Raw genomic sequence first — 12,326 nt, 5'->3', positions numbered from 1 at the left:
CGACGTTGTCAACCGAGACAGGCGCGCGGCCTTCCAGGGGGCCGGTGGCAAGAGTATGGGGAGGTTCGCTGGCGTCGGTTCGATGAGCTGCGCGATACGCAGTTCATCGATGAGGCCGTGTCTTCAAGCCTGGGGGCCGAGCCAAAAGGCGACGGGGACGTGTGTGCGAGGGATGGGGGCATGTGTCCGAAGAGACGACGTCGAGCCTCCGGAGACACGAGGTCGAGCCTCCGGAGGTACGAGGCCGTGTCTTGGAGGAACGGGGGCGATGGAAGGAGCGGCGGGCTCGTGGCGTCGAGAGATGGGCACGATGCAGGAGACCATAGGCTCATCGCCCGAAGACCTACGGCCCCATCACGTGGAGGGACGGAGCCGTGCTGTTTGGAACGTGAGGCCACCGCATCACGCCACGACGTCATGCGACGAGGCGTTGGCCGCCGACCTGTCAACGCTGCGGCCTTTGGTAGACAAGACCACCATTGGTCTTTGACCGGCGGCGGCGTTCCTCACCAAGACAGCCGCGCTGCGGCTACTGCTGTCCCCCCGGCTTCTTCGTCGGACTGTTTGAAAAACTGCGCACCGCGCAGTTTTTCAACCCTGGGTCCAGCGCCTCGCTGGTCCGGGGTCGAGGGGGCGGACAGCCCCTCGCGGGGTCCGGGGCAGCGCCCCGACGGGGCGCTTCCCAGAGGAGACCCATGCTCAGCGTTCCGGGAGAGGGGCGAGGGGAGGCTTTTCCTTACGAAGCGCGGCGGTAGACCAGGCGGCCCAGGGTGGCGATGACGTGGTCCATGCGATCGAGCACGCGGGCATCGACCGTGCCGATGTAGCGCATGGCCTGTGCGACCTGGATGCAGGCGAGCACCTCCCGGGCGGAACCGAGGGCTGTTTGATAACGCTGCCGTTTATGTCCCGCCGTGTTCCCGGCTCCTTCGGCGACATTGAGGGCGACGCTATGCATGGCCCTGCGCAGTTGCCGAGCCAGATCGGAATCCCGCCGTTCAATCTGCTCTGCGATCCCCGCCGCGTCCCCAGCCATAACCAAAACGACCTCGTAAATCCTCAGCATGACGAAACCCTCCGCCCGACGACCCTCTCGCCGGGCCCCCGTCCCACACCGTCGCGCGCAGGCCTCTTCAAGGCTGCGCAGCACCGCCCGGAGCCGCCCGGAGCAGCACGCAGTGCTGCGAGGACGGCGAGGACGGCTTGGCCTTGAAGAGGCCGAGCACGACGGTACGCTCGCCGTCCCCGAGCGGTATCTCTGAATGCCGCTCCCCCTCCCGCTCCCGCCCCCCCTCCCGCTCCCGCCCCCGCTCCCGCTTCCGCTCCCGCTCCCGCTCCCGCTCCCGCTTCCGCTTCCGTCACCCCTACCCCGGCATACCCCGCTGGCTCCGCGTCCTGCTGACGCCGGATCGGCCCCGTTGGCGCGCGTTGGTGCCACTTCGGACCCCGTGGCCGCCCTTTGGGGCATCCCCGGCGCCAACCCACGCGGGACCCTTCAGGCCGTGCTCGTGCAAGGGGAGGTCACGGCGGCGGCGGCAGGCGACATCGACGCTGCGGTGGTCGCGCACGATGCCGATGCCCGACGCCTCGCAATGATCGCGGACTCCGATGACAGCACAGCCGCCGCGCGGGCGGCGCACGCGCCCGTCTTCTCCCCGTGTACAAGCACGCGTGGGTCGTCGTGCCTGACGGGGGGATTCCTGATGCGGGACACGGCTTTGTCATCCTCGACAAGGAGAGAGATGAGCATCGAAAGCGTCGGCTCGCGCGGGAGGCCCCTCGCGTCTCAATCCGGTAGCAATGCCAGCAGCTCGTCGATGCCGGCGAGGATCGTCCGGGCGCTGAGCTCCCCGGCGACCCTCTCTCCCACGCCGTCGGGATCATGGTCGACGCCGAGAAGGGTTTGCCCCGCTCCCGGGTCATTTCCGACGCCGAGGTAACCCTCGACGACCAGATCGGCTTTGAGGAAGACCTGCACGGGATGAGACGTGCGAAAGGGCGACGGCTTCGTGAGGTCGTGCTGCCAGAGGCGCCTGCAAAGGTCCCATCGAAGGCGGGGAGGATAAACGGACACATTTTTCCCATGGTCCGCCCGGATGGCCAGCGTCGTGATGTTCGAATCGGCGCGGGCATCACCTTCGGCCTGCTCGAGAGAGCCGTCCTGGTGCACCCGTAACCAGAGCCCTGGTCGTTTCTGCAATCGCAAGAGGAGCTGGCTTCCTTGGCGAGAGCGCGTGGCGATCTGCGGCGTCGCCACGCTCGGTTCGACCAAGGAATCGCCGAGGGCATAAACGACCAGGTCGCCATTCGAAGCCCCTACCGCGAGGAGGTCATCGTCCGGTGACACGCTCAGGCAAGAAAGCGTCGCCTCGGGCGCCTCGAAGGGCAGCAGCCCGAGCGCTCGTCCGCTGCGAAGCGAATGAAACATCACGCCCCCCTTGCCGACGCTCGCGACCCAGCGCTGGCTCCGGGCCATCGTCAGCAGCGGTTTGTCGCCATAGGGATGTCCCAAGATCTCCGTGCCCCATTCATGCATGTCGGAATCGAGGTTCCACTTGTAGATGCGCGGCCGGACCGGATCGTCATCACGGTTGAGCATTGCTTTCACGGCCACGGCGCATCGCTCGGGAGAGAGCACGAAGCCTTCCCCGAGGGCCACGTCCCTGTCGCCGTGAAACCGCGCGATCTCCGCGCCCGTCCGCGTGTCGAATCCCACGAGATCCCACTCGAAGAAGCACCACAGCTCCTCGCCGTCCCGGGCGAGCGATAAGCTGCATTCGGGCTCGAAGGATTGAATCTCCCGAAGGAGCGGCTTCGGGGCTTCGTCGGGGAGCCACGACCAGACGACGGTGTCGTCGCTGCCCCAGCCCGCCCAGTACACCCCGCCGCCCGGAGACACGCAAAGCGCCCGGGGATGGAGCCTCTGGCGCGCGCGCGAGAGCTCCTTGCCGCTTTCGAGCTCGTAGATGCGAACGACCTGGTCGTCGAACGTGGCAGCCAGCCGGTCCCCGGTCGGGAAGAGGCGTGCTTTGTTGACGTCTTTCGCGATCTCGAGCGTCGATACGGTCCGCGCGGCTTCGACGTCCCATACGCGAACGGTGCGGTCCTTCCATGCCGTCGAGACGAGCCGGGACCCGTCTGCGTTGAAGTCCGCGGCGAGGATACTCGTGGAATGGCCGGTGAGCTTCGTGCCCGGCCTGTGAAGGTGGCTCTTCATCGAAATCGCTCGGGATTGGGTACGTCCCCGTCCCGCGCGTCAACCCCAAACGGCGGATCCGGCGCCGCTTGGGCTGCCTCATCCCATCCAGGGGGCCGCCCTCACTCCACAGCCTGCGGCGCAGGCCCGCGTGCTCGGCCCGCTGGACGAGCTTTGGAGGCGCCGACGCGGCGCCTGCGCGCTCTCGTTCGTGTGGCCGCGGCTCGAGCCGGTGATCATCGCCGGGTAGCGGTCGAGGTCGCCACGCGCCGAGACGGGCGCCATGAACGCGGCGGGCAGAGGAATTCAAATCTGCCGCACCTGGCGCCGCGCCCAACGGGACCGGCCTCTGGTAGCCTCCGCCGCGCCGCCGACCGACCGGCGGAAACGAACGGAGAAAGAGACACCACCATGGCCATCGTTCTTTACCACCACCCGTTTTCGCGCGCCGCCAACACTGTGTGGATGCTCGAGGAAGTCGGCGTCGAGTACGAGCTCAAGTTCGTCGACATCATGGCCGGCGGCCAGAAGAAGGAGGACGTCACGAAGCTCAATCCGATGGGCAAGCTGCCCTTGCTCGTCGACGGCGACACCGTCGTCACCGAATCCGCGGCGATCGGCCTCTATCTCGCGGATCGTTATGCCCCGGGCCGCCTCGCGCCGAAGCTCGACGACGCGGCGCGCGGCACTTATTTTCGCTGGTCGCTCTTCGCCCCCTCGGTCATCGAGCCCGGCTCGATGGCCAAGGCCGGCAACTGGGAGTTCCGCGCCGGCTCCGCCGGTTGGGGCAACTACGACGACATGATTGCGACGATGGAATCGGCCATCTCTGGCCGTGACTTCGTCCTCGGCAAGGAATTCTCGATGGCCGACGTCATCTTCGGCGGCACCATCGCGTACATGCTCGACTTCAAGATGCTCGAGCCGCGCCCGAGCTTCACCGGATATGCCGAGCGGGTCAAAGCCCGCCCGGCGTACGCGAAGAGCGAGGCGCGCAACAAATCCGTAATGGCCGAGCGCGGCCTCAAGATGCCTGGGGCTTAGAGCGCCCTGAAGGCTGGCGCGCGCCGTAGAAGCGCGCGGCTTCGACTCGCTCTACCTCCCCGAGCGCATAGGGTGAACAACCCGCCCATTTGCCCTCACGCCCGAACACCGTCACCGCGGCGCCGCCGCCGCGGCTGTATCCCCAGCTACAGCATGACAGGGCGCCGTACAATGCGGAAAGCGCGTTGGAAGAACCCACGCGCGGCGCCATCGCGCACGCCGTGCCAAACGAAAGGCGCGCCGATTGCCGAGCTCTTCATCGATCATCCCTGACGGCCCGCCACACCTCGCAAGGCCCATGGCCTATCCGGCACTGGACCTATCCCCCTCCTCAACAGCGGTACACAAAAGATCCCGCTTGCCGCTCCCGCCCCCGCTCCCGCCCCCGCCCCCGCTCCCGCTCCCCCTCCCGCTCCCGCTCCCGCTCCCGCTCCCCCTCCCGCTCCCGCTTCCACCCGCTACGATGCCCGCCCGTGACGTACAGGATCCCCCCCTGGGTCCGCGCCCTCCTCGCGGCCGACCGCCTCGCGCACCGCATCGCCACCGCACGCGAAGGCCTGCGCGACGAGCTCCTCCTCGCCTGGATCCCCGAAGCGGATCGCGCCGCCCTCACCGCCGCGCTCTACGCGCGCCAGAAGACCTACCTCCCCGGCGGCCACCGCTTCGAAAGCGGCCTCTTCACCTGGGAAAAACGCGCCCTCGACGCCCCCGCCTTCCCCCGCGCGGGCCGTGTCCTCGTCGGCGCGGCCGGCGCCGGTCGCGAAGTCGTCGCGCTGCTCGAACGTGGCTACACGGTCACCGCCTTCGACCCCTGCGAGGCCTTCGTCGAGAGCGCTCGCGCGCTCGCCAAGGACCGCCCCGCCGACATCCTCCTCGGCTCCTACGACGACCTCGTCGCCGCTGCCCAGGGCCGCGGCGGGCCCCTCGCCTCGCTCGGCGATCCTCTCTCCTTCGACGCCGTGATCCTCGGCTGGGGCAGCCTCTCGCACGTCTTGCCCGGCGCTGCGCGGCTCGGCCTCCTTCGCGCCGTCCGCACGCTCGCGCCGCGCGCCGTCGTGCTCACGAGCTTCCAGCTCCGCCATGACAGCGAAGCGAAGACCGAGACCAAGGGACGCCTGCGCGACGCGCTTCGCCGCGCCTTCACCGCGATGGGCGCGCCGGGCCGCAGTGAGCCCGGCGATCAGTTCTACGCGGATGGTGGATTCTTCTCGTACCTCTCGCCCGACGAGATCCCGCGCGTCGCCTTCGAGTCCGGCTACGAGGTCGCGCTCTTCGAGGAGGGACCCTATCCGCACGCGCTCCTCGTCCCCTTCCCGCGCGCGGCCTGAGTGAGGCATGAATGCCACGCCGCGCGTGCGCAACGAACCCACGGCTGCCCCTCGTTGTGACCTCTGCGCCCCGGTGATACGCTGCGCGGAGTGTCCTCGAGGCGCTCGCCTCCGCGGCGCGGCAGAAGGAGAACGACGCGCATGGCCGACATCGACGACCGGAACGCAACGCTCGAAGGCTCGGAGGGCGACGCGAGGGAGCCGGTCGAGGATCCGCGCAAGCCCTACGAGCCGCCGCGCCTCACGAAGAAGCGCTCCGTGGCCCGCGCGACGCTCTTCACGCCGATGGGTCCCGCCACGGGCATGACCGTCATGGGCTGAGCGGCCACCCTCCCCGCGCGCCCGCCCCGGAGCCCCCACCGCCATGGCCGTCACCTGGATCGCCTTCCACCTCACGGATCGCTGCCAGCTCGACTGCCAGCATTGCCTGCGTGATCCCGGCCAGAAACCGAAGGATCTCTCGCTCGCCACGATCCGCAAGGTCCTCGCCGAGGCCAAGCGGCTCTACCGCACCCGCCAAGTCGCGCTCACCGGCGGCGAGCCCACGCTCCACCCCGAGCTCGAAGGCGTGCTCGACGCGATCGTGGAGCACGATCTCACGTGGCACATCGTCACGAACGGCAGGCGTTTCGAGCAGCTCCTCGGGCTCCTGCGCGACGGCCCCGCGCGGCGCGAGCGCCTCACCGCCGTCAACCTGAGCCTCGACGGCGCCGACGAGATCACGCACGACGGCATCCGCGGCAAGGGGAGCTTTCGTGATGTCATGAAGGCCGTGACCCTCTGCACCGCGCACGGCCTCCCGTTCGCGCTCCAGATGGTCCTCCACGCGCGCAACGTGCATCAGATCGAGGCGTTTGGCCTCATGGCCGCGCAGCTCGGCGCGGCGCGCGCGTCGCTCTCCATGCTCCAGGCGACCGGCACGCACCACGACGAGGCGCTGTACCTGCCGCCCCGCGCCTGGCAGGACGCGCAGCACCGCATCGAGCGCCTCTCCGCCGCGCTCACCATGCCCGTGACGATGCCCGAGGGGTTCTACCGCGAGCAGACCTTCCACGTCTGCGAGGCCATGAAGAGCGAGTCGCTCCACGTCGACGTCGAGGGCCGCCTGAACCTCTGCTGCCAGCACGCGGGCGTCCCGAGCGAGGGCCCGCCGCGCGACGTCGCCGCCGACCTCGCCACGACGAGCCTGCGCGAGGCCCACGGCCGCCTGCTCGGCATCATCCACGAGACCCAAACCGCGCGGCTCGCCGCCATGGCCCGGGGCTCGCTCGACACGTGGGACCACTTCCCCTGCAACTGGTGCATGAAGCACTTCGACAAGCCCCACTGGACCGACGAAGGCGCAGGCGGCCCGTCGGCGCAGCGGGAGCGGTGGCGCGGCGCGTGGGCGAAGAAGGTCACCCTGCCCGTCGTGCGCTAGGCGGCGCGGGGGAACGCGGGATGCCTTCAGCCTGGCCCAAGCACCTCCGCCTCTCCGCGACCGCTGTCGGCCTGCGCCTCTCGCTGCCCTTGCGGGTCGCGCAGTCGAGCCTGCCCGCGCTGCTCGACGCGCTCGCGCGGGGCACGATCGAGCCCGCGCCGCTCGACGTGATCGACGAGGCGCTCGCGCACGCGGACGTGATCACCCATCACTTGCCGTTCGTCCCCGACACCTGCCTCTACCGCTCGCTCGCGCGTTTCTCGCTGCTCCGACGTGCCGGGCATGCCGCGCGGTTCGTCATGGGCCTCTCGCGGCCCGGCGAGATCGAGGGGCACGCGTGGGTGGAGCTCGACGGCGCGCCGTACGGCGAAGAGCTCGACCCCGACCTCGTCGTGACGTACGCCTACCCTTGTTACGCCTCATCCCTCAAGGAGCCCGCCGCGTGACCGAGCCGCACCTTCCCAGGCCAAACCCCCAGGTGCTCTTCACCGAGCTCGACGACGGCACGGGCGTCCTGCTCCACCTCGACACGAAGTTCTATTTCACGCTGAACGCGGCCGCCGTGATCGTGTGGAAATCCCTCGCCGAGTCGATCGCCGATCCAGGCGCGATCGCCGAGCGGATCACCGCGCTCTTCCGCGTCGACCGCGAGACCGCCGCGCGCGACGTCGACAGCGTGCTGCGCGAGATGCTCGAAGACGGCCTCGTGCTACCGCCCTGAGGCGTGATGCAAACCGCGGCGCTGCACGGCGTGACGCTCGCCTGGACGACCGAGGACGGCGCGCCCGATCTCGTGCGCGAGCTCGGCCTCGACGAAGGCATCGGCCAGACGGACGGCAGCCGCGGCCGCATCGAGATCGCCCTCCGCCACGGCGTCGCTCCGCTCGACACGGATCCGTTCGTCGAGGGGTATCGTCCGTCGTTTTTCCACGGCATCGTGCAGGCCTACCGCGAGCCCGTGGGCTTGCCTCGGGCCTTCCTGCTCTGGGATCGGAAGAGCCGCATCCTCGTCCCCGAGGGAACCTCGCACATCGAGGCCTTCCTCGCCGGCGAAGAGGTCGTCCCCGGCTCGGCCCGCGGCGCGCTCGAGATCGCGCTCTCGCTCGCCCTCCGCGCGCACGGCCTTTATCACCTCCACGCCGCGGCCCTCGTTCATCGCACGCACGGCGAGGCCATCCTCGTCGTCGGCGGCACGGGCGCGGGCAAGACGACCACCACGATCACGCTCGCGTCCGCCGGCTACGACCTCCTCGGCGACGACGCGCTCCTCCTCGAAGAGACCCCCGTCGGACGGCCGCGCCTCTGCGCCTTCCCGCGCCCCTTTCACGTCGGCCCGGCCACGCTCTCGGCCTTCCCGCGCCTCGCGCCCTTTGCAGGCCCCCCGAAGAGCCACGGCGACAGACGCGACGTCGACCCGAAGCGCGCCTTCCCGGGCCAAGCCCGGTCCACCTGCCTCGCGCCGACCCTCGTGCTTTACCCGCATGTCGAGCCGGATCAGCCGACCCAGCTCGCCCCCATCGCGAAGGCCGAGGGCCTCGGCCACCTGATCGCGTCGAGCGGCGGCCTCGTGATCGACGACGTGCCCGGAAAGGCCGAGCACCTCGCCCTGCTGACCCGCCTCACGAACGGCGCGCGCCACTACGAGCTGCGCATGGGCCGGGATCTGCTCGACGACCCCTCGATCCTCGCGGCCGGGATCGACAGCCTCGACTTCTAATTACGGGAGGAAGAACTGCGCGCAGCAGCCCTGGTCGACGCTGCAGGCGAAGATGCCGAGGCTGGCCTCGCACTTGCCGACGTCCTGCCCGTTGATGGAGCAAACGCAGACCTGCGTGCTGCCCGGCTGGGAGAAACACTGCGTGGTCACCGAGGCCCCGTTGCACTGGCCCGAGCAGTCGCACGACCCGTCCGAGCCCTGGGAGCAAAGCACGCTGGAGCAGCCGGTGCTCGGGGCTTTGCACGCATCGAGCGCCTCGACGAACGGAAAGCAGGTCGAGCTGAAGCACTCGCCGTTCAAGCCCGCGTTCTCGATGACGCACTCGAGCAAGGCGGTGACCTCGTTCAAGCACGGGCCGGCCTCGTCCTCGAACTCCTGCACGCAATCGTCGACGCAGTCCTCTTCCGCGCACCCCGGGATCTTGCTCATGCTCGCGCACGCCGCCTCGCAGAGGCTCTGCAGGCCGCCGCCCCCCGTCCCGCTCGAGCTCGTCGTCGTGTTCGTCCCGGCGCTCCCGCTTCCTCCCGCGCCGGCGCCGCCCGCGCCGCCCGTGCCGTCCGCGTCGATCACCACCTTGCCGCCGCAAGCACCGACCCCCGCAACCGCGAGCGTCATGATCCCCAGGAAGCCAAGCATCGTCCGTTGCATCGCGGCATCGTAGCCTGGACAGATGGGACGGGCGAGAACGTGGACGGCGGGCACGCTCTCGTCGAGGGGGTTCGTCGCGTCGCAGCGTTGCGCCGCCCGAGGGCGCGTTTTCTGCGCTAGGATGCCCCGCCTCGGTGCTCCTTCCGACGCTCCTCGCCCAGCTCTTCGCCGCGCCGCAGGCCACGCCTGCCGCCGTTCAGGTCACACCCCCGGCCGACGTCTGTCCTTCGGGCACGCGGCTCGTCTCGGGCACGCACTACGAGCACGTGCAGCGGCTCTGCACGACGTGGCGCCTCGGGCACTGTTATTCGTTCCTCCCGGGCATGCTGGCGCAGGAGCCCGTGGCCACGCCGGTGCACGTGTGCATGGACGAGCACGAGTGGCCGAACCGCGAGGGCAAGCGGCCCGAGGTGATGATGCGGTTCGTCGAGGCGGAGAAGAAATGCGCCTCGGTGGGCAAGCGCCTCTGCACCGAATTCGAGTGGGAGCTCGCGTGCGAGGGCCCGGAGACGACGCCCTGGCCCTACGGCCACACCTTCGACCCGAACGCCTGCAACGCCTCGAAGGATTTCATCCCGTACGACGAGGGGAAGCTGAACGCCGACGAGCGGCGCGTGCGCGAGATCGAGACGTGGCGCCTCTACCAGGGCGAGGCGAGCGGATCCCGGCCGCGCTGCGCGTCGAGCTTCGGCGTGAAGGACCTCGTGGGCAACGTGGAGGAGTGGGTGCGGACGTCACGCAAGGAGTGGCGCTACCGCTCGTCGCTCAAGGGGGGATTCTGGGCCAAACCCTGGGCCCATTGCCGCGGGACGAACGACTCGCACGGGCCGATGTTTCGTTATTACGAGATTGGCTTCCGCTGCTGCAAGGACCCCGAGGAGCCCGTCACGGCGCCGGAGCCTGCGCAGGCGTCGACACCGGAAACGACGCCGTCGCCGTAGAGGCGTCCGCGAGCCGGCCCTCGATGCCCTTCGCATGCTCGGGCAGCGGCGGCAGGTTCGCCTCGTCGTACCCGGGCGCGACCCAGTAGACCTCGGGCGAAGGGCGATAACCGCTGAACCAGCGCCGCTCCTCGACGCGGCCGTCGACATACGAAATGCGGAGCGTCGAGGTGACGTCGTACCCGCGCACGCCCTTCTGCCGATGAATGCGTTTCCCGGGCGGCAGGTGCGATTTCACCGTGATCCGACGGACGAAATCATACGACTGCCCGACCCCGTAGCCGTACTCGACCTTCGCGACCGGCTCGCCGCCGAGGATCTCCACGCGCACCTTGTTCGGCTGCGGGAAATGGGCGTGGATCATGACCGGGAACGGATAGGGGTTCTTGAGCTTGAGGTCGACAACGGGAAAACTCACGGTCGCGTCGAGGCCGAGCTTCGTGTAGCTCGACGCGCGCGAATGCCCCTGCCGATGCAGGACTTCCAGCGCGCCGTAGACGGCCGCGCCGTGCAACGTCGAGGAGAGCTGGCAGGTGCCGCCGCCGATGCCGTCCGTGAGCTCGTCGCCCTGGATCTCGGGCGCGAGCGTAAAACCGTTCTCCCGCGTGCGCGCCCCGACGCGGTCGTTGAAGGAAAACCCGGCGCCCGGCGGCAAGACGACGCCGTCGATCTTGCGCGCGGCGTTGCGGATGTTGACCGCGCGCCCCGCGCCCGAGCCGAAGAGCGAGAACGAGGTCTCGAACGCGGCGACGACCTTCGTCACGTCGACCTGCGCGAGATCGAGCGCGGTCACCTTCGCCGGCACGCGCTTCGTGACGAGGCGGATCACGACGCCGTCCTCGAAGCTCGTCGCGCGCATCTCCGCGAGCGAGGCGTCGATGTCGAGCTCACGGCCAGGGACGTCCTCGATCTTGCGCTTGTTCTCGAGGTCGAGCACCGCGTCGACAGGCGCGACGGAGAAGCGCGGCGCGATCGACTCGAGGAAACGACGCGCCTTCGCCTCGTCGATCCAGAAGGCGAGCGGCACGAAGACCTGGCTGCTCCGCGCGAGGCGCGCCTCCCGCATGCGACGCAGGAGCGAGCCCACATGCCCGACCTCGCCGGCACGATCGAGCGAGGCTTGCACGTCGATCTCGACGCCGACCGCGCCGAGCGTGGTCTCCACGATCTCGCCGTCGTGATGGAACCGCGCCTCCCAGCCGAGCGCGTCGAGCTGACGGCGGGCAAGCCACGAGGCGGGCGAGCCTTCGTCGGGCACGCGTTGCTCGCCGAGGAACAAGCCTTCGACGACCGGCGAACGTGGCCCGTACCGATAGGCGCCGAGCCCGAGCCCTGCGGCGACCGAGGTGCCGATGCCCAGGACGAGGAGGAGAGTGGACTTTTGCACGGAAGACCGCTGCGATCGTAGCGGAGACCTTTCCGTCTTTGGAAGTTTCTCGATCGGCGATGGAGGAAGATCACGCATGGCGTGACCAAGAACGCCCGCGCCGCCGATTCGCTTCGCTCAGCCGCCGCAGATCCCGCGGTACCTCTGCGCGTTCACCACGTAATGAACCGCGCCGGCGAGGCCGAGCTGCGCCTCCTCGTCGGTCACCTCGCGGACGACCTTCGCGGGGCTGCCTTTCACCATGGATCGCGGCGGGATCACCATCCGCGGCGGCACGAGCGCGCCGGCCGCGATGACCGAGCCCGCGCCGATCACCGCGTTGTCGAGCACGATGCTGCCCATGCCGATGAGGCAACCGTCCTCGACCGTGCAGCCGTGCAGGATCGCCCCGTGGCCGATCGTGACGTCCGCGCCGATCGTCGTCTTCGAGACGCCGTCCGTGAGGTGCAGGCAGGCGAGATCCTGCACGTTCGTGCGAGGGCCGATGCGGATCGGGCCGATGTCGCCGCGCAAGACGGCGCCGAACCACACGCTTGCCTCGTCGCCGAGCTCGACGTCGCCGACGAGCGTCGCGTTCGGCGCGAGGAAGACGTCCCGGCCGAGCCGCGGGGCATGGTCTCCGTAAGGAAGGACGAGCGCCAAGCG

13 protein-coding genes are annotated in these 12,326 nt (G+C 69.4%); 8 read left to right on the top strand and 5 right to left on the bottom strand.

The genetic code is table 11. The annotated features are described in order from the left end of the window. Nucleotides 1-736 precede the first annotated feature (736 nt). The gene (locus tag E8A74_RS22215) at nt 737-1,066 is read right to left on the bottom strand and encodes a four helix bundle protein (protein ID WP_136931061.1); all 330 of its coding nucleotides are present in this window, start codon (nt 1,064-1,066) and stop codon (nt 737-739) included. A 720-nt stretch (nt 1,067-1,786) separates the two neighbouring features. Continuing rightward, complete coding sequence (locus E8A74_RS22205) at nt 1,787-3,217, bottom strand: WD40 repeat domain-containing protein (protein WP_136931060.1); 1,431 nt, start codon at nt 3,215-3,217, stop codon at nt 1,787-1,789. 390 nt (nt 3,218-3,607) lie between these two features. On the opposite strand from E8A74_RS22205, the gene E8A74_RS22200 reads away from it, so the two are divergent. The 7 genes from E8A74_RS22200 (at nt 3,608) to E8A74_RS22165 (ending at nt 8,705) form a co-directional block, all read left to right on the top strand. Continuing rightward, a complete protein-coding gene (locus tag E8A74_RS22200) occupies nt 3,608-4,240 on the top strand; it encodes a glutathione S-transferase family protein (protein ID WP_136931059.1) in 633 nt (210 codons plus the stop codon). Between the two features lie 473 nt (nt 4,241-4,713). Further along, nucleotides 4,714-5,568: a class I SAM-dependent methyltransferase gene (locus tag E8A74_RS22190; protein ID WP_136931058.1), complete on the top strand. Its 855-nt coding sequence runs from the start codon at nt 4,714-4,716 to the stop codon at nt 5,566-5,568. 141 nt (nt 5,569-5,709) lie between these two features. Next, complete coding sequence (locus tag E8A74_RS22185) at nt 5,710-5,889, top strand: hypothetical protein (RefSeq protein WP_136931057.1); 180 nt, start codon at nt 5,710-5,712, stop codon at nt 5,887-5,889. A 43-nt stretch (nt 5,890-5,932) separates the two neighbouring features. Next, entirely contained in the window at nt 5,933-6,988 is a 1,056-nt protein-coding gene (locus E8A74_RS22180; protein WP_136931056.1) for a radical SAM protein, read from the top strand. A 20-nt stretch (nt 6,989-7,008) separates the two neighbouring features. Beyond that, nucleotides 7,009-7,434, top strand: a complete 426-nt coding sequence (locus E8A74_RS22175) for a lasso peptide biosynthesis B2 protein (RefSeq protein WP_136931055.1) — start codon at nt 7,009-7,011, stop codon at nt 7,432-7,434. Beyond that, a complete protein-coding gene (locus E8A74_RS22170; protein WP_170229288.1) occupies nt 7,431-7,709 on the top strand; it encodes a PqqD family protein in 279 nt (92 codons plus the stop codon). The genes E8A74_RS22175 and E8A74_RS22170 overlap by 4 nt, the downstream gene beginning before the upstream one ends. Nucleotides 7,710-7,715: 6 nt before the next feature. Beyond that, complete coding sequence (locus tag E8A74_RS22165; RefSeq protein WP_170229287.1) at nt 7,716-8,705, top strand: hypothetical protein; 990 nt, start codon at nt 7,716-7,718, stop codon at nt 8,703-8,705. Here E8A74_RS22165 and E8A74_RS22160 read toward each other — a convergent pair whose 3' ends face one another. Then, the gene (locus E8A74_RS22160; protein ID WP_136931052.1) at nt 8,706-9,353 is read right to left on the bottom strand and encodes a hypothetical protein; all 648 of its coding nucleotides are present in this window, start codon (nt 9,351-9,353) and stop codon (nt 8,706-8,708) included. A gap of 134 nt (nt 9,354-9,487) precedes the next feature. Here E8A74_RS22160 and E8A74_RS22155 point away from each other — a divergent pair, with 134 nt between their 5' ends. Further along, complete coding sequence (locus E8A74_RS22155; protein ID WP_232379696.1) at nt 9,488-10,294, top strand: formylglycine-generating enzyme family protein; 807 nt, start codon at nt 9,488-9,490, stop codon at nt 10,292-10,294. Here E8A74_RS22155 and E8A74_RS22150 read toward each other — a convergent pair. Next, entirely contained in the window at nt 10,239-11,681 is a 1,443-nt protein-coding gene (locus E8A74_RS22150; protein ID WP_170229286.1) for a VanW family protein, read from the bottom strand. The two genes, E8A74_RS22155 and E8A74_RS22150, sit on opposite strands and share 56 nt — an antisense overlap. Before the next feature lie 117 nt (nt 11,682-11,798). Continuing rightward, nucleotides 11,799-12,323: a gamma carbonic anhydrase family protein gene (locus E8A74_RS22145; RefSeq protein WP_136931050.1), complete on the bottom strand. Its 525-nt coding sequence runs from the start codon at nt 12,321-12,323 to the stop codon at nt 11,799-11,801. Nucleotides 12,324-12,326: the final 3 nt, after the last annotated feature.

The organism is Polyangium fumosum (genome assembly GCF_005144585.1).
GTDB classification, from domain to species: domain Bacteria; phylum Myxococcota_A; class Polyangia; order Polyangiales; family Polyangiaceae; genus Polyangium; species Polyangium fumosum.
Note: the sequence above shows the minus strand (reverse complement) of the source record. Positions and strands in the feature narration are given on the sequence as shown.

Coding starts and splice junctions, on each gene's coding strand:
- E8A74_RS22215 (WP_136931061.1), bottom strand. CDS start 1,066: ATGCTGAGGATTTACGAGGTCGTTTTGGTTATGGCTGGGGACGCGGCG.
- E8A74_RS22205 (WP_136931060.1), bottom strand. CDS start 3,217: ATGAAGAGCCACCTTCACAGGCCGGGCACGAAGCTCACCGGCCATTCC.
- E8A74_RS22200 (WP_136931059.1), top strand. CDS start 3,608: ATGGCCATCGTTCTTTACCACCACCCGTTTTCGCGCGCCGCCAACACT.
- E8A74_RS22185 (WP_136931057.1), top strand. CDS start 5,710: ATGGCCGACATCGACGACCGGAACGCAACGCTCGAAGGCTCGGAGGGC.
- E8A74_RS22180 (WP_136931056.1), top strand. CDS start 5,933: ATGGCCGTCACCTGGATCGCCTTCCACCTCACGGATCGCTGCCAGCTC.
- E8A74_RS22175 (WP_136931055.1), top strand. CDS start 7,009: ATGCCTTCAGCCTGGCCCAAGCACCTCCGCCTCTCCGCGACCGCTGTC.
- E8A74_RS22165 (WP_170229287.1), top strand. CDS start 7,716: ATGCAAACCGCGGCGCTGCACGGCGTGACGCTCGCCTGGACGACCGAG.
- E8A74_RS22160 (WP_136931052.1), bottom strand. CDS start 9,353: ATGCAACGGACGATGCTTGGCTTCCTGGGGATCATGACGCTCGCGGTT.